We start from the raw sequence: 20,660 nt of genomic DNA, 5'->3' as shown, positions 1-20,660 counted from the left end.
CCCCCTCGTCGTCGAGCAGCGGCCCGATGGATTCTCGGGCCGCCCCGTGGTCGTCGTTCGCACAGCAGGACGTTGCCTAGCCAAGCGGTCGGCGCGCACAGGTCGGCGCCCGGATCGCGGGCGCCTGCAGTCAGCCTTCCACCGCCTCGTGGGGTTCACAAGGGTTTCCGGCCTGTTACCGCACTGCGTGCGCTGTCGACTACATCACAGCCAGATCACGGAACCCCATCGCTGAGGCCCTTGCCGTGACGGTCTATCCCCTTCGCCGAGGGTCTAACCGTCCCGTAACTGATTCCTCAGGTCAACACCGGCAAAGCGGCCAGGACGGATTCGACGACGAAGCGTTTGGAGCGCCCGACGAAGTCGCCGTCCACCTGAAGGGGCACCTCGCGTGCTGCGGTGAATGTCACAGAGCGGACATTACCCACTGTTACGACATGCCTACCCTGCGGCGGCCGACGCCCGTGGAGCAGCTGCGCGGAGGTGCGCGCCACGGGGAGCGGGCGCAGGCTGCGCAGCCCGAAGACCGCGAGCCCGGCATCGAGCGCTGCCGGGGGATAGGGGTCGATGGGGCGCCGCCCGAGGTAGGTCCATGGCCGGGTGTTGGCGACGACCGCCAGCCGCAGCCCGTCGACCGGCTCCTGGCCGGGCTGCTCGAGCGTGATCGGCGTCCTTTCGCGCCCGGACAGCTGGCGCGCGGCCAGCCGCAGGTAGAGCGCGGGCGTGGAGAGCTTGCCGGCCGCGCGCGCGGCCTCGACACGCTCCACGACGGCCGCGTCCAGCCCGATGCCCGCCGTGAACGTGAACCAGCGCCCGTCGACCCGCCCCAGCGCCACCCGACGGCGGCGGCCCTCGCGCAGGGCCTCGAGCAGCTGGCCGGTCGCCTCGACCGGCTCGGCCGGCAGCCCGAGCGCGCGCGCGAAGACGTTGGTGCTCCCGCCGGGGACGATGGCCAGCGCCGGGCCGGTTCCGATCGGGCCGTCGGCCAGCAGCCCGTTGACGGCTTCGTTGACGGTGCCGTCGCCGCCGAGGACGATCACCACGTCGACGCCGTCGGCTCGCGCCTGCCGCGCGAGCTCGACCGCGTGGCCCCGCCCCTCGGTGGCGGCCGTCTCGATCTTGAGGTCGCTGGCCAGCGCCCGCGCGATGACCTCCCGCGCTCGCAGCGTGGTCGTGGTGGCGGCCGGGTTGGCGACGAGCAGGGCGCGCATCCTGATCAGGATAGGACCGTTATCGTCGGGAGCCGTGAAGCCCCGGTCCAAGGCGTCGAAGACCGTGCCGTCAGGCGACGCGGTCGTGCCCCCGCCGTCCCCTGGCGGCTCGTCCCGCCCGGCGGGAACGGGTTCGTCGTCGACGGGCCTGCCCCGGCCCACCCGGGGGCTGCTCGCGCTCGCCGCGTGCGTCGCCCTGGAGGGCCTCGCCCTCGTGGGCGTGGGCGCCGTCGTGCTCGTCGACGCCATCGCCGACGGCGCGGGCAACCCGCTCTTCTGGGCCTTCCTCATCGCCCTGTTCCTGCTGTACGGCGGGGTGCTGCTCGCCGCAGCCCGCGCCGTGCTGCGCCGCCGCCGCTGGGCGCGGGCGCCGGCCGTGCTCTCGTCGCTGCTCGCCCTGCCCGTCGGCTGGGACGCGATGGGCCAGGACGAGGCGTGGCTGGGCGTGCCCGTCCTCGTCCTCGGCGTGCTCGGCCTGGTGCTGGCACTCGCCCCCGGTGTCGGCGGGCTGCTCACGGGTGAGCGCGGCGTGCCACAAGCCGACCCGGGCGGGACGCCCCCCAGCTGAGCTCCGGGCCGGACGCGCGACGGGGCGGGCTGCGCGTACGCAACCCGCCCCGTGCCGGACCGACCGGCGTGCTAGTCCTCGGTCAGCAGCCCCTCGCGCAGCTGCGCGAGCGTGCGCGCCAGCAGTCGGGAGACGTGCATCTGCGAGATGCCGACCTCGGCGGCGATCTCGGACTGGGTCATGCCGCGGAAGAAGCGCAGCAGCAGGATCTTCTGCTCGCGCGGCGGCAGCTTCTCCAGCATCGGCTTGAGCGACTCGCGGTACTCCACGCCCTCGAGCGCCTCGTCGTCCACGCCGAGGGTGTCGACGACGGCGACCGAGTCCTCGTCGCCCTGGTCGCTGGCGTCGAGCGAGAGGGTGCTGTAGGCGTTCGCCGACTCCAGCCCCTCGAGGACCTCTTCCTCGCTGATGCCGAGCTGGGTCGCGAGCTCCGCGACGGTCGGAGCGCGGCCGTTGCGCTGGGAGAGCTCGCTGGTCGCCTGGGTGAGGGTGAGGCGCAGCTCCTGCAGGCGCCGCGGCACGCGGACCGCCCAGCCCTTGTCGCGGAAGTGGCGCTTGATCTCGCCGACGATCGTCGGGGTGGCGTAGGTCGAGAACTCGACCCCGCGGCCCGGGTCGAAGCGGTCGACGGACTTGATGAGGCCGATCGTGGCGACCTGGACCAGGTCGTCGTACGGCTCGCCGCGGTTGCGGAAGCGGCGGGCGAGGTGCTCGACCAGCGGAAGGTGCTGCTCGACGAGCGCGTCGCGGACGCGCTTGCGCTGCGGGCTGCCCTCCTCGAGCGTGGTGAGCTGGGCGAACAGCGCGCGCGTGCGCTCACGGTCGACGCCCATGCCGCTCGACCCGGAGGTCGCCGGCGCGGGGACGGTCGGCTCGGCAGCGGGGGCAGGGGCCTCGTCCGCAGAGGAGGCCTGGGGGTCGGTCATCGGGCCGGACGTGGTCACGACGCCGCGCCCGTGGGCAGGCCGCGGCGCTTGTGCAAGGAGATCCATACGGTGAGGCCTTCGTCGATCCCGGCGTCCACCTCGCCCGCCAGCGCAGTGAGGACGGTCCAGGAGAACGTCTCGCGCTCGGGCTGGACGCCGCGTGTCGTGGGCGCCCGGACCGTGACCTCGATCGCGTCGTCCTCGAGGGCGAAGCGGCAGACGAGCTCGGCGTCCGGGGCAGCCTGGGGCAGGAGCATCGCGCAGGCCTCGTCGACCGCGATGCGCAGGTCCTCGATCTCGTCGAGGGTGAAGTCGAGCCGCGCGGCCAGGCCGGCGGTGGCGGTACGCAGGACGGAGAGGTACGCGCTCGAAGCCGGCAGCGTGACCTCGACGATGTCCCCGGCGGGGCTCTCGGGCCTGTTCACCGTGGACAGGGCGCTCTCGCTCAACCGGACTCCCTCGCGTGCGGAATGGGGCGTCCGCCCCAAGAGGCCCACGCTACCCCGCGGCCCGCGCACGGTACGAACCGTAGGTCGCTGGCGGGCGCGGCGGTGTCGCAAGCCCTAGCATTCGCCGGTGCGCGCGGGCGGCTGGACGGATGTGGCCGCGGTCTCGGCGGGCGGCGTCGTCGGCGCCGAGGCGCGCTACGCGGTCGGGGAGCTGCTGCCCCATGCGGCTGGCGAGGTCCCCTGGTCGACCGTGGTCGTCAACGTCTCGGGCTGCTTCCTGATCGGCGTGCTGATGGCCGTGCTCGCGGTGCTGTCGCGGCGCGCGAGGCCTCCGCGCGTGGCCCGCCCGTTCCTCGGCGTCGGAGTGCTCGGCGGCTACACGACCTTCTCCACCTACGCCCTCGAGGCCCACCAGCTCGCGGCCGCCGGCCGGCTCGCGGTCGCGCTGACGTACGCCGTCGGCGCCCTCGCCGCGGCGCTGGCCGCGGTCTGGGCCGGGACGGCGCTCACCCGGCGGGCCCTGCGGTGACCCCGCTGCTGATCGCGCTGGGCGCGGCCGTCGGTGCCCCGCTCCGCTTCCTCACGGACAGGGCGGTGCAGCGCCGGCTCGGGGCGGCGTTCCCCTGGGGGACGCTGCTCGTCAACGTGGCCGCCTGCCTCGTCCTCGGGACGCTGACCGCGCTGGCGGCGGACGGGCACGCGGGCTCGCGCGTCGTCGCGGTGGTCGGCCCCGGGTTCTGCGGCGCGCTGAGCACCTACAGCACCTTCACCCTCGAGGCGCTCCGGCTCACCGAGGACGGCCGCCCGCTGCCCGCTCTGCTGTACGTCGTGGCGAGCGCGGGAGCGGGCCTCGCCGCCGTCGGCGCCGGCTGGGCGCTGGGCTCGGCCTTCTGACCAGCTCGGCCTTCTACTAGGCCTTCCCCGCGAGGGCCAGCGCCTCGCCGGTCAGCCGGTGCACGGTCCACTCCTCCATCGGCTCGGCCCCCATGGACCGGTAGAACCCCCGCGCCGGCTCGTTCCAGTCCAGGCACGACCACTCGAGCCGCGCGTAGCCGCGCTCGATGCACAGCGCGGCGAGCGTGCTGAGCAGCGCCTTGCCGTAGCCGTGCCCGCGCACCTCGGGCCGGACGTACAGGTCCTCGAGGTAGATCCCGTGCCGGCCCTGCCACGTGGAGAAGTTGAGGAACCACAGGGCGAAGCCGGCCACGGCGCCTTCGTGCTCGGCGACGTGTGCATGCACGCGAGGCGCTTCGCCAAAGAGCGCTTCGGTGATCTGCTCTTCGGTGGCGAGCACTTCGTGCAGGGCGCGCTCGTACTCCGCGAGCTCGCGGATCAGGCCGAGGATCGCGGCGACGTCCTCGGGGCGGGCGGGGCGTACGGCATCGGTGCTCATGCAGCGATTGTCGCAACGGCCCGGCCGCGCTAGCGTCCCGGCGTGGAGAACGCGCGCACCCGGCGCCAGGCCGAGCTCGTCGGGCGGCTCGCGCGCGCGTACGCCCGGATGCTCGGCGCCCGCCACGAGCGGCACGACGGGCTGCACGTCTGCTGGGGCTTGCCGAAGCGGGCCTATCCGCGCGGCGGCGTGACGTGGGGCGACACCTACCTCACGGGCAGCCAGGAGTGGGCGCGCAGCCCGGCGCGCATCCGGCACGAGCGCGTCCACGCCGACCAGTGGCGGCGCTACGGCCTCCGGTTCGCCTGGCTCTACCTGCGCGCGGGCTCGGAGGCGTCCACGAACCGGTTCGAGGTCGAGGCGGGGCTGGAGGACGGCGGCTACCGGAAGGGGTAGCCGCCGCCCTCGTGCGCAGCGCTGTCAGGGCGCCATTGACGAGCAGCTGGCCCTTGACCGTCACCCGTCGATGGTGTGGCGTACGTGCCCACGGCACCCTCCAGTGATCGGACGGCTACGACGGCGCGGCTCCTCCGCGCCGTCGTGCCGCCCGATGCTCGCGGAATGTTCAGGAGTTCCGCTTCCCTTGAGGGCTTACCGTGTGATTACGGTCGTCGGAACGACCGCCACGCGTCAGCGCAGGAAGACCCGCGAGGACACGGTCGTCCCGTCGAGAGTCGCGAAGATCCGGCCGGAAGGCGCCCCGCCGCTGGCGCCGACGTCGACGGTGGAGGGGAAGAACGCTCCCTCGGCGCCCGCGGGGACGGTCACCGACGGGGGGACCGTGATCCACGGCGCCTCGGACGACAACGCGACCACCGTGTCGACGGACCGGGGCGAGCCCAGCCCGACCCATGACGTCGCGCGGCTGGTGGCGGGGTCCACGAGGTTGCCGTGGAGGAGGAAGCCGGGCGAGGCGACCAGCAGCAGGGTGCGGAAGCGGGACAGCCGTGTCGTCGCGCCGAGCAGTTGGAGGCTCGGCTCCGCGGGGGCGTCGATGACCTGGAACGGGATGGTCACCGAGGTGCGCCCGCCGGGCACCGTCGCCACGAGAGGGATGTCCAGGGTGACCGACGTGCAGCAGACGTCGCCGAAGTCCAGGTCGACCGTCGTGCCCCCGGGACGTGCCGGCGCGGTCAGCTCGATCGTCAACGACAGTCGCTCGCGTCGCGCGGCGACCGGCTTCGATGGGGTCACGCGCTTGATCGCGATCTCCGCGGGGTCCAGCGGCAGCACCGTGATCGAGGGCGACACGGCTGTCGTGCAGCCGTTGCAGACCTGCTCGATCGACCAGGTGACGCGGGTGAGGACCGGGCCGAAGTGGACCGGGAAGCGCAATGTGGTCTGCCCTGCGGGTACGCGGTAGTTGGACCCGCCGGTGTAGCGGTAGCCGCGGTCGCTGACGCCGCTCGTGAAGATGAAGAAGCCGCCCTTGGGCGCCGGGCCGGTGAGGGTCACGACCTGGTGGACGAGGTCGCCGGCCGTGATGGTGTCCTTCTCGAAGTAGCTCGACGCGATGGTCAGGCCGGGCGGGCTCGCGGAGGTGTCGGCCGGGACGTACGCGCCCTGGAGGTCGGCCACGAGGTCGACGCTGCCGGCGGAGTTGTAGAGCGTGATGCTGCCGTCGGCGGCCACCTTGACCGTGACATGGTTCGGCGCGGTCTCCCCGGCGTCCACGTTGAGGCTCGACGTGCCCGGCCCGTTCGCGGAGCCGCTGGGATAGGCCGAGACGTACGTGAGGGCGCTCACGTTGGTGGCCGTCAGGTTGAGCACGACGGCCTTCGTGCCGACGGGGGCGAGGCCGCTGCCGGCCGGGCCGGTCACCTGCAGCCGGAGCGTCCCGCCGGGGCCGACCCGGGCTGCGGACGACCCCGTGCCGTCCCGGGTGTCGAGGACCCGCCGTGGGGCGCCGGGGACGTACACGCCGTCCTCGAACTGCGTGTAGGAGCCGACCATGTCGGCGACGATGTCGACGGTGCCGGCCGCGTTGTAGAACGTGAGGTAGCCGTCGGCGTCGACCTTCGCGATGACCTGGTTGGCGACCGTCCCGCCCGGGCCGACGTTGATGTTGGAGAACTCCGGCGCCCGGCCGTCCTGGGCTCGGCCCGGTGACATCGAGGAGTACACCGAGACGTACGTCTGCTCGGTCACGTTGGTCACGGTCACGTTGAGCACGATTGCCTGCGGAGCGCCGAGCCGGACGCGGAGCGTGCCGCCGGGACCGATCTTCGCCACCGGGACGTCGAGCCCGATGCCAGCGCGGGTGTCGACCACGCGCTTGGGGTCGGTGGGCAGGAAGGCGCCGGTCGAGCTGGTGCTGTAGTAGCCCTGCAGGTCCGCGACGAGGTGCACCGCGCCCCGGTCGTTGTACAGCTGGACGGTCCCGTCGGCCGCGACCTTCACCGTGACGAGGTTGGCCCGCGTCTGGCCCGTGGAGACGTTCAGGCTCGACGTCCGCGGCCCGTCGGCCTGGCCCGTGGGGAACACCGAGACGTACGTGGCCTGTGTCGGGCCGACGGCAATGACGTTGAGCACGACGGCGGTGGCCCCCGCCGGGGCCATGCCGCTCTCGGCCGGCCCGGTCACCTTGAGGGTGACGGCCTCGCCGGCGCCCACCAGGCCCGGCCGGGCGCCCGTGCCCTCGCGCGTGTCGAGCACCCGCACCGTGTCGAGCGGCGAGTACGTCGACCCGGCCGGCTCCACCGCCGCCGTGGACGTGCGGACGTCCTCGGCAGTGGCCGCCCCGGCCGGCGTGGCCTGCACGGGCAGCAGCGCCGTCAGCGCGAGCCCCACGGTCAGCCACGCTCTGCGCGGCCAAGGCGTACGTCGTGGCATCAGGAAGGTCCCCCTCGTCGGGCGCCCTGCTCATCGGCGAAGCGCTGTTGATGAATCCGAAGTCTCCAAAGTGGAAGAGCTGCCCGCTCGACGTCCGGCCCCCGTCGGTGGCCCGGTCCCGGCCGGCCGAGCCCGACTGGGCCGAGCGGGCCGAGCAGGCCCGCGCTGCCGTGGCTTGGACCTGCGGGACGGCTGACGGGCGCCTTCCCCCGGCAATGGCCATGACCCGCAGCCCGGTCGGCCGCGAGTCCGGTACGTTCGCCCGAGATATTGCCGCCGACGCCAGTCACGAAGCCGCGGGAATTCCTTACCTTTCGCTTACGGCATTCGCGCTCATTGCGTGAGCAGAGCCCCGGCGTCCGGTCGTGACCGCCCTGTCTCGCCACCCGGACGGCGCATGGCCCCGCAGGGGACGGGTGTGCCATGCTGTGCGCAGGTCACGAGTGCCAGCGTTCAGCCCCGGCTTGCTGGCCGGCAACCCTCCTCCGCGGTGGGGTGCTCCGGGTGACGACCTGGCCGAGCGCGCCGTGCGCCCGGCAAGCGCGGACCCGTGAGAGCAGCCTCGCAGGTCCCTGACCTCGAGGAGCACTCATGACGCTGCTGGACGAGCGCCCGGTCGCCACCGCCTTCCTGCCCGTGCCCGGGCGCCCCCTGCCCGTGGTCGGCGCCGGGCGCCGGGCCCCGCTCGCGACCGGCGGCACCACGGCGTACGCCGACCTCGACGTGGCCGCCTCGGCGCCGTGCCTGCAGGCCGTCGCCGACGCGGTCGCCGAGGCCCTGCCGTGGTACGCGAGCGTCCACCGCGGCGCGGGCTACGCCTCGCAGGTCAGCACCGAGCTCCTCGAGCAGGCCCGTGCGGGCGTCGCCGGCTTCCTCGGGTGCCGCCCCGGCGACCAGGTCGTCTTCACCCGCAACACCACCGACGCGTTCGCGCTGCTGGCGCACTGCCTGCCAGCCGGCACCACGGTCGTGTCGTACGCCTCCGAGCACCACGCGAACCTCCTGCCGTGGCGCGGGCACGCGGAGCGCGGCGGCCGGCACGTGCTGCTGGCGGTGCCGGCCTCGCCGCAGGCGGCGCTCGATGCGCTGGAGGGCGCGCTGCGTGGGCTTCACGGGCCCGTGCTCGTGGCCGTCACCGGGGCGAGCAACGTGACGGGGGAGGTCTGGCCGGTCGAGCAGGTCGTCGCCCTCGCGCGCCGCTACGGCGCCCGGGTGGCGGTCGACGCCGCGCAGCTCGCCCCGCACCGCGTCGTCGACCTGCGGGCGCTCGGCGCTGACTGGGTGGCGCTGTCCGGGCACAAGCTCTACGCGCCCTACGGTGCCGGCGTGCTCGCCGGCCGTGCCGACTGGCTGGACGCGGCCGGGCCCTACCTGCCCGGGGGCGGGGCGACGACCGCGGTGACGACCGCGGGGCAGGCCTGGGCGGCCGGCCCGGCGCGCCACGAGGGCGGGACGCCGAACGTGCTCGGCGCCGTCGCGATCGCGGTGGCGTGCGCGCAGCTGGAGGCCGCCGGCCGGGCGGCGCTGGAGCGGCGCGAGCACGCGCTGCTCGCCCGGCTCGAGGCCGGGCTCGCGTCGGTCCCCGGCCTGCGGGTGCACCGGCTGTGGGGCGAGGCCGTGGAGCGCATCGGCGTCGCGACGTTCACCGTCGAGGGGTGGGACCCGGCCCTGCTGGCCACCGCGCTCTCGGCCGAGCACGGCGTGGGCGTGCGGCACGGGCGGTTCTGCGCCCACCCGCTCGTCGACGCGTTGCTCGACTGCGAGCGGCCGGTGGACGGGTGCGGGGACGCCGCGTCCGGGACCGCGCTGCGGGCGAGCATCGGCGTGGCCACGACCGAGGCCGACGTCGACGCCCTGGTCGGGGGCTTGCGCGCGCTCACCCAGGCGGGGCCGCGCGCTCAGTACACTCGCACGTCGACCGGCTGGGCCGTGGCGAGCGACGCACGACCCTCGGCGGCGGGCACCGCGGCCCGCATCCTGCGCCGCCAGACCCACCAGTAGTCGACGGAAGGCCCGCGTGTCCGCTCTCTCCGACGTCTCCGTCGCCCGCACCGTCGCCGCCGAGGCCGGTGACACCCTCCTCGCGCTGCGCGCCACCGCGGCCGGCGCCCCGGACCTGCGGGCCCGCGCCGACGCCGCCGCCCAGGCCGTCATCGCCGACCTGCTCGCGCGGCTGCGCCCGGACGACGCGGTCCTGTCCGAGGAGGCGCTGGACGACCCCGTCCGGCTCACCGCCCGCCGGGTGTGGATCGTGGACCCGCTGGACGGCACGCGGGAGTACGGCGAGGCCGGCCGCCACGACTGGGCCGTGCACGTGGCGCTCTGGCAGGACGGCGAGCTGACCGACGGGGCCGTCGCCCTGCCGGCGGTCGGCGCGAGCGGCATCGTCCTCGCGACCGACGACGCGGCCGCCCCGCCCGCGCGCCCCGCGGGCGCCGCGCCCCGGCTCGCGGTCAGCCGGAGCCGGGCGACCGAGCTGGTGAAGGGCGTCGCGCGGGAGATCGGCGCCGAGCTGGTGCCGATGGGCTCGGCCGGCTACAAGGCCATGTCCGTGCTGCGCGGCGAGGCCGACGCCTACGTCCACACCGGCGGGCAGTACGAGTGGGACTCCGCCGCCCCCGTCGCCGTCGCCCGCGCGGCCGGCCTGCACACGAGCCGGGTCGACGGCTCGCCGCTTGCCTACAATCGGCCCGACCCGTCGCTGCCGGACCTGGTCGTGTGCCGCCCCGAGCTCGCGGACGCCGTGCTCGCGGCGATCGCGTCGCTCTCGGGCGGTGCGGGCTCCGCCGACGGCGCGGCAGGCAGTGCTGGGACGGCAACGGGCCGGAAGGACGAGGGCGCGCGATGACCACCCCCAAGGGCAACCCCGACTACCGCCTCACCCAGCTGAAGACGCTCGAGGCCGAGTCGATCCACATCTTCCGCGAGGTCGTGGCCGAGCTCGAGCGGCCGGTGCTGCTGTTCTCCGGCGGCAAGGACTCGATCGTGATGCTCCGGCTCGCCGAGAAGGCGTTCTGGCCGGCGCGCATCCCGTTCCCGGTCCTGCACGTGGACACGGGGCTCAACTTCCCCGAGGTGCTCGCCTTCCGCGACAAGCGGGCGGCCGAGCTGGGGGTCCAGCTGCTGGTCGCCTCGGTGCCCGACGCGATCGAGCGCGGCCTCGTGCGCGAGGAGCCCAACGGCTCGCGCAACCGCATCCAGACGCCGGTCCTGCTCGAGGCCATCGAGAAGCACGGCTTCACCGCGGCCTTCGGCGGCGCCCGGCGCGACGAGGAGAAGGCGCGGGCCAAGGAGCGGGTCTTCTCCTTCCGGGACGAGTTCGGCCAGTGGGACCCGAAGAACCAGCGCCCCGAGCTCTGGAGCCTCTACAACGGGCGCATCCACATGGGCGAGTCCATCCGCGTCTTCCCGCTGTCGAACTGGACCGAGCTCGACATCTGGAACTACATCCTCGAGGAGAGCATCGAGATCCCGTCGCTCTACCTCGCGCACCAGCGCGAGGTGGTGGACCGGCAGGGGATGCTCTACGCGGTCAACGAGTTCATCGCGCTGCGCGAGGGTGAGACGTCGACGGTGGAGACGGTGCGCTACCGCACGGTCGGCGACGCCAACCTGACCGCGGCCGTCCGCTCGGAGGCGGACACGCTCGAGAAGATCGTTGCCGAGGTCGCGGCGACCCGGCTCACCGAGCGCGGGGCCACCCGCGGCGACGACAAGGTGAGCGAGGCCGCCATGGAGGACCGTAAGCGGGAAGGCTACTTCTGACATGGACATCCTGCGGTTCGCGACCGCCGGCTCGGTAGACGACGGCAAGAGCACGCTCATCGGCCGGCTGCTCTACGACAGCAAGTCGATCTTCGAGGACCAGTACGAAGCCGTCGAGCGCGCCAGCGCGGGCAACGACTACGTCAACCTCGCGCTGCTCACGGACGGCCTGCGCGCCGAGCGCGAGCAGGGCATCACGATCGACGTGGCCTACCGCTACTTCGCCACCCCGCGGCGCAAGTTCATCATCGCGGACACCCCCGGGCACATCCAGTACACCCGCAACATGGTCACCGGCGCCTCCACGGCCGACCTGGCGATCGTGCTCGTCGACGCCCGCAAGGGGATCCTGGAGCAGAGCCGCCGGCACTCGTTCCTGGTCTCGCTGCTGCGCGTCCCGCACCTCGTCGTCGCGGTCAACAAGATGGACCTCGTCGACTACTCACAGGAGGTCTTCGAGCAGATCGCCTCCGAGTTCACCGGGTTCGCGTCCAAGCTCGACTTCCCCGACGTGCAGATCATCCCGATCTCCGCGCTCGAGGGCGACAACATCGTCCACCGGTCGAAGAACATGCCGTGGTACGAAGGCCCGTCGCTGCTGCACCACCTCGAGCACGTGCACATCGCGAGCGACCGCAACTTCGTGGATGCGCGCTTCCCTGTTCAATACGTCATCCGTCCGCAGTCGCGCGAGTTCCCCGACTACCGCGGCTACGCAGGCACCGTCGCCGGCGGTGTCTTCAAGCCCGGTGACGAGGTCATGGTGCTGCCCAGTGGCTTCACCTCCCGCATCGCCGGCATCGACGGCCCGAGCGGCCCGGTGGCCGAGGCGTTCTCCCCGATGTCGGTGACCATCCGCCTCGAGGACGAGATCGACATCTCCCGCGGCGACATGATCTGCCGGCCGCACAACACCCCGCACGTCACCCAGGACGTCGACGCGATGGTGTGCTGGATGACCGACGAGCCGCTCCGCCCTCGCCAGAAGCTCGCCGTCAAGCACACGACACGCTCGGCGCGGGCGATGGTCAAGGAGCTGCAGTACCGCCTCGACGTCAACACCCTGCACCGCGAGGAGGGCGTCGAGCAGCTCGGCCTCAACGACATCGGCCGGGTCCGGCTGCGCACCACCGTGCCGCTGTTCGCCGACCCGTACGGCCGCAACCGCGCGACCGGCGGCTTCATCCTCGTCGACGAGGCCACCAACCGCACGGTCGGCGCGGGCATGCTCAACACCACCGGCCAGGACTGACGGCAGGGCCACCCGGCGCACCCACGCCACGCCCACCCCGGCTTGGCAGAATGCCGCATTGTCGCGGCTCTATCGCCAGAATGCGTCATCGTGCCAATCGCGTACTGGCACGATGACGCATTCTGGCGAACGGGTCAGGGCAGGCGGCGCTGCGAGGACGCAGACGGGAGCACCAGCAGCGCGTCGCCGACCGGGCGCTCGGCGCCGCCGGCGTCGGACGGAGTGTTCACGACCGCGCCGCGCGCGACCATCGTCGTCGAGCCGCCGCCGTCGAGGTTGAGCGCGTCGCGCAGCCCGAGCGACTTGGCGACCCGGGCCGCCTCCGGGATCGAGAGGCCGAGGCTCGCCGTGCTGCGACCGTCGGCGGTGACGAGGACGGTCCGGCCGTACGCGTCCACCCCGGCGATCGTGCGCGGGTTCCGCTTGGCGGCCCAGCCGTAGTAGAACGACGGGTCGCCGGGGCGGACCATGCCGTCGCGGGCGACGGTCACGTGCTCGACCCCGTCGCGCACGAGCTCGGGGCCGCCGTTGACGAGCGAGGTGCCGGCCGAGTGCCGCACGACACGCCCGCCCTCGTCGACCAGTGTGGCCTGCAGGCGCAGCCGCTTGCCCACGGCGGCCACCGCGGAGAGCCGCGCGGCCTGCGTACCGGTCGCCTGGACCGAGCGCCCGCCCGCCGGCAGCGCGCCACCGCGCGGCGAGCGGACGGCGACGACACGCTCGTGCGCGTCGAGGACGGCCTCGACACCCGCGCCCGACGGCGTCGTGGGGCCGTAGGCGGTCGTGAAGGCGACCAGCTCGTCCGGGTCTGTGCAGGTCGTGTCGTGGCGGGGCGCGCTGCCGAAGGCGGCGTCGTCCGGGGTACCGCCGCAGTTGCGGATGAGGCCGGGGACGCGGTTGACCCCGTCGAGTGGGAGCCGGGCGCCCTTCGGCGCCAGCACCGAGCCGGTCCACGTGACGCGCTCGACGCGGGTGCCGCGAGCGTCGTCGTCGAGCAGCAGGACGGGACGGTCGCCCACCGGCTCGCTGAGGAGCTCGCCGTCGTACATCCCGGCCCCGGCGGGGTCGCCAGGGGCGCCGGACGCGCTGTCGAGCACGAAGTACCCGGCGTTGACCGCCGCCGTGGCGCCGGCGGCCCGCCCGAGCGCGCTGGTGGTCTCGCGGTCGCGCAGGCTGGGGCCGTACGACGCGACGAGCGAGCCGGTGAAGGCGCGCGGGTCGATCGTCAGCACCTGCAGCTTCCACGGGCCGCGGTCGGAGGCGGCGCCGTCCCAGCCGCTGAAGACGGTGGACGCGCCGGGGAAGCCGGCCGCGCCGACCCGCGCCTGCTCGGCCGTGGCCTGGGCTTGCGCGGGAAACTGGCCGATGCGGACCCGGTAGCCGATGACACCGCCGGCGAAGTCGGCCGTGGCGGGGGTGTCCACGGGCTCGACGCGGGGGCCGAACCCGGCCGCGGCCAGCCGGGCGGCGAGCGCCTGCGCGTCGGCCTCGGTGCCGATCGCGGTGCGCGCGCCGGTCGGCCTGCCACCGGCGGGCACCTGCACCTCGACGGTCCACACGGTGGCGGGGTCGGCGGTGCCGCGCGTGATCGACGTGAGTGACACGCCCGGCTGCAGCGTCTGGGTGGAGTGCGTCTCGGCCAGGCCGGCGGGCCCGAGCGGGAGCTCCAGGGGCAGCTGGGGCGGCGCGGCCTCGGCCATGCCCGCGGGGAGCGGCCCGGGCAGGGCCGCCAGCCCGAGCAGCGAGACGGTGAGCGCGGCGGGTGCGGCCGCGCGGCGCGAGACGGCGCGCAAGGACAGGGTCGGCATGGGGCGAAAGGTAGAGCTGCCGGGTTGCGCCCGGGCTTTGGGCCTGTGACCGGAAGGTGGCCGTCGGGCGAGGCGCGGGTGCCGGGACGGATCAGCGGGCGGGCATGCCGAGGAGGGCGCCCGCGCGGAGCGCCCTCCTCGCTTCGACCGCGACCGGTCAGGCCCGGCCGGGGCCCGTGTCAGCCGGAGGGGACGACGATCGTGTACGTCGCGGTGTCCCCCTGCCCCACGACGCCGCTCGCACTGGTGCCGCCGGTGCTGAACGTCAGCCCGCGCCCGAGCGTGATCTCGTAGGTGCCGACGTCGTCCGGGGCGATGTCCGCGGTGAGGCTGAGCGTCCGCTGGCCCGGCCGCAGGCTGCCCACCGCGCAGGTGTTGGAGGCGCCGATCGTGGTGCGGCAGACGACGAGCCCCTCCACCCGCACCGTGAACGCGTCGTCGGCCAGGGTGCCGTTGTCGCGCACGGTGATGCTCCCCTCGACGTTCTGCCCGATGCAGGGCTGGGGGTCGACCTTCGCGGCCTTGTCGTAGATCTGCCCGTTGGGGGCGTACTCCAGGTGCAGGTGCGGCCCCGTCGACGACCCGGAGTTGTCCGACTGCGCGATGACCTGGCCCGCGGTCACGGTCGCGCCCTGGGCGACCCTGCCGTCGGGCAGCAGGTGCGCGTAGAGCGACTTGGAGCCGTCGGCGTGCCGGACGACGACGTAGTTGCCCCACCCGGTCACCTGGCCGTTGGCGGTCTGGGTGGTGACGCGCTCGGCCACGCCATCGGCCACGGCCATGACGTTCGTCCCGGTGGGAACGTCGAAGTCCACGCCGTAGTGGTAGTCCTGCGTGCCGTTGAACGGGTTCGAGCGCGGGCCGAACGGGCTGCTGACGTTCATCGTCGCGAGCGGCGGCTCGAGCGACGAGCCCTGGCAGTCGGCCGCCGCCGTCGCGACGCCGCCCGCCGAGCGAGCTGCCGCCCCGCGAGCTGCCGCCGGCGCCTGCGGGTCCGCCGTCGGTGTGCTGCCGAGCACCAGCGTCAGGGAGCGCCCGGCCCCGCTCGTGTCCGGGCCGAAGAAGTGCGCCGGGACGGCGACCGTCACGCTCGTCGAGTCCCGGGCGAAGCGCTCGTCGAGCGGCTCGTAGGTCTCGTGCCGCTCGTCCTCGTCCGCGTAGACGTTGCGGGCGAAGACCCGGATCTCCGCCTCGGCCGGCAGCGCGGACCGCAGCTGCGCGGGCACGTCGAGCGTGACCTGCGCGCCGCCGCGTGGCTGGGCGGCGCCCGTCCGCAGCACGACCTGCAGCGGGGCGCTCGGGCCGGCGTCGAAGAGGAAGCCCGTCTCGGCGTACGCGGCGACGACCGCGGCGTCGCTGGCCGCCGTGATGCGCACGCTCGTGTCCTGCTCGAACGCGTCGGCGGGGAAGGCCACGGACGCGATGCCGGCCAGGGCGACGGTCCCGCCGGCGGCCGGCACGGTCCCGATGGTGGTGCCTCCGGCGTTCTCGGCCTCCTCCGCCTCGCGCAGCAGCACGATCAGCTGCTCGGCGCGGGACACCAGGTCCGCCCGGACCGCCAGGTCGTCGGCGTCGCCCTTGACCTGGTTGCGGGCACGGGCTGCGAACTGCTCGACGTAGGCGATCGTGCGCGTCTCTGCGCCCTGCTCGGCGAGGGCCCGCGCGCGGGTGAGCCGGTCGGCCAGGCTGTCGGCGACATGGCCGGCGAGCCGTCCGGCCGTGCGGTAGCCGGCCATCGCCTGCTCGATCGCGTCGAATGACGAGAGGATCCGTGGGTCGACGGCGAGGGCGCTGATCGGCGCCGTTGCCGTCGGCGGTGGAGCTGCCGCCCCCGCTGGTGCCGACGCGACGCCGACGAGCGGGGCCGCCACGAGGACGGCCGTGAGGGTGGCGGCGCAACGAATGCGCGCACGAGAATGCATGTTCTTCCCTTCCGTTGACGTCAGAGCAGCCGGAGCCGCGTGAACGTGAGGAAGCGCGTGGACGGCTTGTGCCGTAGGGGAGATCGCGCAGGGCGAGCGCGTCATGCGGGCCGGCGGCCGCTGCCCGGGTCCCCCTCCCGTGCCTGTCGACCGGTGCCCCGACCGCGCCCGACCGGGCGTGCCGGTCGGACTCGAGAGTCTTGGTCGGCGCGGCCCGCGTCAATGCCCAGCGCGGGCATCGAGCCTCAACGGGCAGGCGTCCGGCGGTGACGGCTCGTCGGGTGCTGCGCCCGTATCACTGCTGCTCCGGGACCGGTCACGGTCCACGGGCCGGAGAGCTCCTGCGGCCCTCGGTCCGGGCCTAGGTGGCGGCGCGGACGTCCGGGTCAGCGGCTCGTGCGGCGCCGGTGGCGTCCGCAGCCTGCGTGCGGCGTGTCTGCCGCGGGACGACCGCTCCAGCCCCGGTCCGGTCGAGCCGGCGCAGCCAGGCCCACGAGAGCAGCCCGCACACGGCGTACAGCGGCATGCCGAGGACCAGCTTGGCGATCCCCATGCCGGTGAACGAGCCGGCGAGGTAGAGCGGCCACTGGATGCAGGCGCGCACGAGGTAGCCGAGCCCGAAGACCGTGGTGACGACGCGGTAGTTGCGCAGCCGCCGCGGGCTCTCGCGCCACGACGCCACCGGCTGGCCGCCGAACAGCGTCAGCAGCAGGCCGACCAGCGGCCAGCGCACCGCGGCGGAGCCCAGGCACACCACGACGAGGAAGAGCGTCCCGACCAGGCCGGGCAGGTAGGCGTCCTCCGCCTTGCCCGAGCGCAGCGCGAGCAGCGCGCCCGCCCCGGTCACGAGGACGCTGCCGACGGCGGGGCCGAGCCGTTCGCGCCGGGAGACCCGGATGACGGCGACCGCCGCGCTCGCCGTGACGGCGATGCCGAGGGACAGCCCGAGCCGGTGCGTCGCGGGGTAGAGCGCGACGAGCAGGGCGCCGGGCACCACGGCCTCGAGGAAGCCGCGGGCGCCGCCCACGAGCGAGGCGACGCTCGGCCGGTCCGAGGGGACGGCGGCGATCTCGGCCATGGAGGTACGCCGGCGCGCCGGCGTGCCGTGCTCGTCGCTCATCCCGCCCCGCCCCACCCGACTACCGGCACCGTCTGATCGCACAGTAGCGACGCGCAGCGGCCCGACGTGCGGCTTTGGCGACGGGCTCACCCCACCAGGCGCCGGTCGACGAGCAGCCGCCACACCCGCTCGACGCACTCCTCGAGCGTGACGACGGACGTGTCGAGCACCAGGTCGGCGTCGTCCGGCGCCTCGTAGGGGTCCGAGATGCCGGTGAACTCGGGGATGAGGCCGGCCCGCGCCTTCGCGTAGAGGCCCTTGCGGTCGCGCGCCTCGCACACCTGCAAGGGCGTGGAGACGTGGACGAGGACGTACGCCCCGGCCCGCTCGGCCATCGCGCGGACGTCGGCGCGGACGGAGGCGTAGGGCGCGATCGGCGCGCACACGGCGGTGCCCCCGTGCCGCGCGATCTCGGCGGCGACCCAGCCGATGCGGCGGACGTTGAGCTCCCGGTCGGGCCGGGAGAACCCGAGCCCCGAGGAGAGCATCGTGCGCACGACGTCGCCGTCCAGCAGCGTGACGGTGCGGTCGCTGCGCTCGACCACGGCCTCGACCACCGCGCGGGCGACGGTCGACTTGCCCGACCCCGACAGGCCGGTGAAGAGCATGACGAGCCCGCGCTCGGTGGTGGCCGGGTGGGCGTGGCGCAGGGCGCGCTCGGCCTCGGGGAAGGTGAAGCCCTCGGGCAGCGGCTCCCCGCGGTCCAGCAGCTGTGCGAGGGCCGGCGCCGGCAGCGGCCCCTCCGGCCCGACCTCGACCGGCACGGGCAGGCCGTCCCCGACGCCCTGCGACAGCCCGTCCGCGTGGGGCAGCAGCACCCGGTCCGCGCCGTACGCGGCCGCCACGCGCACCGCGAGCCGGGCCGCGGCCACGGGCTGCAGGCCGGGGTGGGCGGGGAGCGGCACGAGCCGGGTTCGCAGGCCCAGCGGGCGCAGCGCGCGCACCAGCTGCTCGGCGGGCACCTCGCGCCCGGCGCCGACGAGGCCGAGCAGCAGCACCTGCGCGCCGTCGCGGGCGGCGGCGGCCAGGATCGCGTCGACGTCGTGCCGGTGCAGCGGCCGGGCGCACGGGACGGCGAGCACCGGGCCGCCCTGCTCGCCGCGTACCTCCTGCGGGGCCAGGCGCAGCGAAGCGAAGATGCCGGGGCTGCGCGGGCGCAGCCGCTCCAGCGGGCCGGCCAGCAGCGTGTGCCCGTCCTCCTCGGCCGCCTCGGCGACCGTCAGCGCCGCGAACGGCACCGCCTCGGAGTCCACGAGCACGACGCGGTCGCCCGAGGTGACCTGCTCCGTCCCGGCGGGCAGGGCCAGGGCGAGCGGGAGCTCCCACCCGGTTCCGTCGGGCAGCGTGCCGTCAGCGGCGACCGCCGCCCGCTCCGGGGCCGTCAAAAGCCGGGGGCCGGGGGCGTACGCACCGGACAGGGCCAGCTCGACGTCGTCGGCGGTCGCGTCGTCCACCCGGACGGAGACCTCGCTGCTCGGCACCGCGCTCATGGGCCCCAGCTTCGCGTACGCCGGTCGTCCGCCCCTCGGGCACCGTCGCCGCGCGCGTTTGCCGACCGTGCGAGCGGTGGACGATCCTTTGGCGACCATGACGGCCCCGGTCTGGAGGAACAGCATCGTGACGGACCTGCCCGAGGGGCTGCCTCTGCTGGACTGGGACGCGGGCACGGTCGTGGTGGAGCCGCCCGAGGGCCGGCCGGGCGCGTGGGCGGGCGGCCCGAGCGCGTTGGTCGTGGACGGCGTCCACTACCTGGCCTACCGGATGCGCCGGCCCGTGGGGGAGGGGCGCGGCTACGCGAACGTCCTGGCCCGCTCGGCGGACGGCGTGCGCTTCGAGACGGTCGCGGTGGTCGAGAAGGACGCCTTCGGCGCCGAGTCGCTGGAGCGCCCCGCCGTCGTGGTCACACCCGAGGGCCGGTGGCGGATGTACGTCAGCGCGGCCATCCCGGGCACCCGCGGCTGGCGGGTGGACCTGCTCGAGGCGGCGACGCCGGAGGGCCTCGCCACCGCGGCCCCGCGGACCGTGCTCCCGTGCACCGGGCAGGCGGCGCCCAAGGACCCGGTGATCGTGCACCACGACGGGCGCTGGCACCTGTGGGCGTCGGTGCACCCCCTCGACGACCCCTCTGCCACGGACCGCATGACGACCGAGCACGCGACGAGCCTCGACGGCGTCGACTGGCAGTGGCAGGGCACCGCCCTCGCCGGCCGTCCCGGGCTGTGGGACGCACGGGGCGTGCGGCTCAGCGCGGTGCTCGTCGACGGCGACCGGCTGCTGGCCTACTACGACGGTCGTGCGACGCCCGGGCAGAACTGGGAGGAGCAGACCGGGGTCGCGGTGGGCTCGCTGCCGGCCGGGACGTTCACCGCGCTGGGCGAGGAGCCCGTCCTCGTGTCGCCGCACGCCCCCGGCGGCCTGCGCTACGTCACCGTCGTGCCCGTCGCCGAGGGGTGGCGGGCCTACTACGAGGCCACTCGCGCCGACGGCGCGCACGAGCTGCGGACCGAGCTCGTCCGCCGCGTCGCCGCCGCGGCCTGAGGGCAGCTCAGGCGCCGAGGCGCAGCAGCTGGGAGCGGAGCGCCGCCGGGCGGTTGGTGATGACGACGTCCACGCCGAGGTCCAGGCAGAGCCGGAGGTCGGCGGGCTCGTCGACGGTCCACACGTGGACGGCTCGGCCGCGCCGGTGCGCCGCCTCCACCAGGTCCGGGCGCTCGCGCAGCAGCCCGATGCTGGGCCCGAAGCCGCCGATGCCGGCGGGCAGCCCGGCCACCAGGCCGCCCATCGCCGGCATCCGCACGCCCGTCGCGCGCCCGGCGCTCATCCCGAGCCGGTGCCGGCTGGTCAGCCACACCAGCGGCAGGCCGGGCGCGATCTCGCCGACCCGGCGCAGGGCCGTGCTGCTGAAGCTCATGACCCGGACCGTGCTCGCCTCGCCCGGGCGCGGCCGGGCCAGCCCGTGACGGTCGAGCAGCTCGATGAGGCTGCGCTCGACACGCCCCGCCCAGCGCGTCGGGTGCTTGGTCTCGATCGCGAGCTGCACCGGGCGGTCCGCGCTGCGCACCAGGTCCAGCAGGCGGTCCAGGGTCAGGACGCCGCGCTCGTCGCGGTCGACGCCCTCGGCCTGCCACCGGCCCGCGCCCGCCCAGGACTCGAAGTCCAGCTGGGCCAGGTCGGCCAGCTCGAGCGTCGACACCACGCCGCGGCCGTCGGACGTGCGGTCCACCCGGCGGTCGTGCACACAGACCAGGTGCCCGTCGCGGGTGAGCCGGACGTCGCACTCGAGGGCGTCCGCGCCGTCCGCGATGGCCTTCTCGTAGGCCGCCAGCGTGTGCTCGGCGACGTCGGCCGAGGCTCCGCGGTGGGCGACGACCTGAGGCGCTGCAACGGTGGTGGCTGCGGCGAGGGTGCGCATGG

General features: G+C 74.7%; 18 protein-coding genes, 1 pseudogene and 1 riboswitch. Of the genes and pseudogenes, 9 read left to right on the top strand and 10 right to left on the bottom strand.

Annotated elements, in window-relative coordinates; genetic code table 11:
- Positions 1-296 precede the first annotated feature (296 nt).
- Positions 297-1,211: a diacylglycerol/lipid kinase family protein gene (locus G9H71_RS04385; RefSeq protein ID WP_166278326.1), complete on the bottom strand. Its 915-nt coding sequence runs from the start codon at positions 1,209-1,211 to the stop codon at positions 297-299.
- Positions 1,212-1,245: 34 nt separating this feature from the next.
- On the opposite strand from G9H71_RS04385, the gene G9H71_RS04380 reads away from it, so the two are divergent.
- Positions 1,246-1,779, top strand: a complete 534-nt coding sequence (locus G9H71_RS04380) for a hypothetical protein (RefSeq protein WP_166278323.1) — start codon at positions 1,246-1,248, stop codon at positions 1,777-1,779.
- A 71-nt stretch (positions 1,780-1,850) separates the two neighbouring features.
- Here the strand turns inward: G9H71_RS04380 and G9H71_RS04375 are convergent, their stop codons facing one another.
- The gene (locus G9H71_RS04375; protein ID WP_407939670.1) at positions 1,851-2,834 is read right to left on the bottom strand and encodes an RNA polymerase sigma factor SigF; all 984 of its coding nucleotides are present in this window, start codon (positions 2,832-2,834) and stop codon (positions 1,851-1,853) included.
- On the bottom strand, positions 2,720-3,139 hold the full coding sequence (locus tag G9H71_RS04370) for an ATP-binding protein (RefSeq protein WP_196791706.1): 420 nt from the start codon (positions 3,137-3,139) through the stop codon (positions 2,720-2,722). Before G9H71_RS04370 ends, G9H71_RS04375 begins: the two co-directional genes overlap by 115 nt.
- A 166-nt stretch (positions 3,140-3,305) precedes the next feature.
- Between G9H71_RS04370 and crcB (G9H71_RS04365) the strand changes: the two are divergent.
- A pseudogene (gene crcB, locus G9H71_RS04365) lies at positions 3,306-3,683 on the top strand (fluoride efflux transporter CrcB); the annotation flags it as partial.
- Entirely contained in the window at positions 3,680-4,048 is a 369-nt protein-coding gene (crcB, locus tag G9H71_RS04360; RefSeq protein WP_166278310.1) for a fluoride efflux transporter CrcB, read from the top strand. The pseudogene crcB (G9H71_RS04365) and the gene crcB (G9H71_RS04360), both read left to right, overlap by 4 nt.
- A gap of 16 nt (positions 4,049-4,064) precedes the next feature.
- Here crcB (G9H71_RS04360) and G9H71_RS04355 read toward each other — a convergent pair whose 3' ends face one another.
- Positions 4,065-4,547, bottom strand: coding sequence for a GNAT family N-acetyltransferase (locus G9H71_RS04355; RefSeq protein WP_166278305.1), 483 nt, complete (start codon positions 4,545-4,547; stop codon positions 4,065-4,067).
- 42 nt (positions 4,548-4,589) lie between these two features.
- On the opposite strand from G9H71_RS04355, the gene G9H71_RS04350 reads away from it, so the two are divergent.
- Positions 4,590-4,943, top strand: coding sequence for a hypothetical protein (locus tag G9H71_RS04350; RefSeq protein WP_166278301.1), 354 nt, complete (start codon positions 4,590-4,592; stop codon positions 4,941-4,943).
- Positions 4,944-5,177: 234 nt separating this feature from the next.
- On the opposite strand, the gene G9H71_RS04345 is transcribed toward G9H71_RS04350, so the two are convergent.
- A complete protein-coding gene (locus G9H71_RS04345; RefSeq protein WP_166278298.1) occupies positions 5,178-7,337 on the bottom strand; it encodes a hypothetical protein in 2,160 nt (719 codons plus the stop codon).
- Positions 7,338-7,814: 477 nt separating this feature from the next.
- Positions 7,815-7,928: riboswitch (SAM riboswitch) on the top strand.
- A gap of 42 nt (positions 7,929-7,970) precedes the next feature.
- On the opposite strand from G9H71_RS04345, the gene G9H71_RS04340 reads away from it, so the two are divergent.
- From G9H71_RS04340 to G9H71_RS04325, 4 genes are read left to right on the top strand one after another with little or no spacing between them, the layout of a single operon-like run.
- The gene (locus G9H71_RS04340) at positions 7,971-9,380 is read left to right on the top strand and encodes an aminotransferase class V-fold PLP-dependent enzyme (protein WP_166278295.1); all 1,410 of its coding nucleotides are present in this window, start codon (positions 7,971-7,973) and stop codon (positions 9,378-9,380) included.
- 16 nt (positions 9,381-9,396) lie between these two features.
- The gene (locus G9H71_RS04335) at positions 9,397-10,227 is read left to right on the top strand and encodes an inositol monophosphatase family protein (RefSeq protein WP_166278292.1); all 831 of its coding nucleotides are present in this window, start codon (positions 9,397-9,399) and stop codon (positions 10,225-10,227) included.
- Complete coding sequence (cysD, locus tag G9H71_RS04330) at positions 10,224-11,144, top strand: sulfate adenylyltransferase subunit CysD (RefSeq protein ID WP_166278289.1); 921 nt, start codon at positions 10,224-10,226, stop codon at positions 11,142-11,144. The genes G9H71_RS04335 and cysD overlap by 4 nt, the downstream gene beginning before the upstream one ends.
- Position 11,145: 1 nt before the next feature.
- On the top strand, positions 11,146-12,396 hold the full coding sequence (locus tag G9H71_RS04325) for a sulfate adenylyltransferase subunit 1 (RefSeq protein ID WP_166278286.1): 1,251 nt from the start codon (positions 11,146-11,148) through the stop codon (positions 12,394-12,396).
- Positions 12,397-12,530: 134 nt separating this feature from the next.
- Here the strand turns inward: G9H71_RS04325 and G9H71_RS04320 are convergent, their stop codons facing one another.
- The 4 genes from G9H71_RS04320 to cysC all read right to left on the bottom strand — a co-directional run bounded on the left by G9H71_RS04320 (position 12,531) and on the right by cysC (position 18,736).
- On the bottom strand, positions 12,531-14,204 hold the full coding sequence (locus G9H71_RS04320; protein WP_231134014.1) for a phosphodiester glycosidase family protein: 1,674 nt from the start codon (positions 14,202-14,204) through the stop codon (positions 12,531-12,533).
- Between the two features lie 179 nt (positions 14,205-14,383).
- Positions 14,384-16,126, bottom strand: a complete 1,743-nt coding sequence (locus tag G9H71_RS04315; RefSeq protein WP_166278283.1) for a M23 family metallopeptidase — start codon at positions 16,124-16,126, stop codon at positions 14,384-14,386.
- 361 nt (positions 16,127-16,487) lie between these two features.
- Positions 16,488-17,246 (bottom strand): DUF3159 domain-containing protein, encoded by a 759-nt coding sequence (locus G9H71_RS04310; RefSeq protein ID WP_166278280.1) that lies wholly within the window; start codon positions 17,244-17,246, stop codon positions 16,488-16,490.
- A gap of 86 nt (positions 17,247-17,332) precedes the next feature.
- Positions 17,333-18,736, bottom strand: coding sequence for an adenylyl-sulfate kinase (gene cysC / locus G9H71_RS04305; protein WP_166278277.1), 1,404 nt, complete (start codon positions 18,734-18,736; stop codon positions 17,333-17,335).
- Positions 18,737-18,863: 127 nt separating this feature from the next.
- Between cysC and G9H71_RS04300 the strand changes: the two genes are divergently transcribed.
- Positions 18,864-19,784, top strand: coding sequence for a hypothetical protein (locus G9H71_RS04300; RefSeq protein WP_331272739.1), 921 nt, complete (start codon positions 18,864-18,866; stop codon positions 19,782-19,784).
- Between the two features lie 7 nt (positions 19,785-19,791).
- Here G9H71_RS04300 and G9H71_RS04295 read toward each other — a convergent pair whose 3' ends face one another.
- A complete protein-coding gene (locus tag G9H71_RS04295) occupies positions 19,792-20,658 on the bottom strand; it encodes a glycerophosphodiester phosphodiesterase (protein WP_166279092.1) in 867 nt (288 codons plus the stop codon).
- Positions 20,659-20,660: the final 2 nt, after the last annotated feature.

The organism is Motilibacter deserti, assembly GCF_011250635.1.
In the GTDB taxonomy this organism is placed as follows: Bacteria; Actinomycetota; Actinomycetes; order Motilibacterales; family Motilibacteraceae; genus Motilibacter_A; species Motilibacter_A deserti.
Note: the sequence above shows the minus strand (reverse complement) of the source record. Positions and strands in the feature narration are given on the sequence as shown.

Bases quoted from the DNA above. Each gene is read 5' to 3' on its own strand.
- G9H71_RS04355 (WP_166278305.1), bottom strand. From the start codon at position 4,547: ATGAGCACCGATGCCGTACGCCCCGCCCGCCCCGAGGACGTCGCCGCG.
- cysC (WP_166278277.1), bottom strand. From the start codon at position 18,736: ATGAGCGCGGTGCCGAGCAGCGAGGTCTCCGTCCGGGTGGACGACGCG.
- G9H71_RS04315 (WP_166278283.1), bottom strand. From the start codon at position 16,126: ATGCATTCTCGTGCGCGCATTCGTTGCGCCGCCACCCTCACGGCCGTC.
- G9H71_RS04385 (WP_166278326.1), bottom strand. From the start codon at position 1,211: ATGCGCGCCCTGCTCGTCGCCAACCCGGCCGCCACCACGACCACGCTG.
- G9H71_RS04295 (WP_166279092.1), bottom strand. From the start codon at position 20,658: ATGCGCACCCTCGCCGCAGCCACCACCGTTGCAGCGCCTCAGGTCGTC.
- G9H71_RS04325 (WP_166278286.1), top strand. From the start codon at position 11,146: ATGGACATCCTGCGGTTCGCGACCGCCGGCTCGGTAGACGACGGCAAG.
- cysD (WP_166278289.1), top strand. From the start codon at position 10,224: ATGACCACCCCCAAGGGCAACCCCGACTACCGCCTCACCCAGCTGAAG.
- G9H71_RS04310 (WP_166278280.1), bottom strand. From the start codon at position 17,246: ATGAGCGACGAGCACGGCACGCCGGCGCGCCGGCGTACCTCCATGGCC.
- G9H71_RS04340 (WP_166278295.1), top strand. From the start codon at position 7,971: ATGACGCTGCTGGACGAGCGCCCGGTCGCCACCGCCTTCCTGCCCGTG.
- G9H71_RS04320 (WP_231134014.1), bottom strand. From the start codon at position 14,204: ATGCCGACCCTGTCCTTGCGCGCCGTCTCGCGCCGCGCGGCCGCACCC.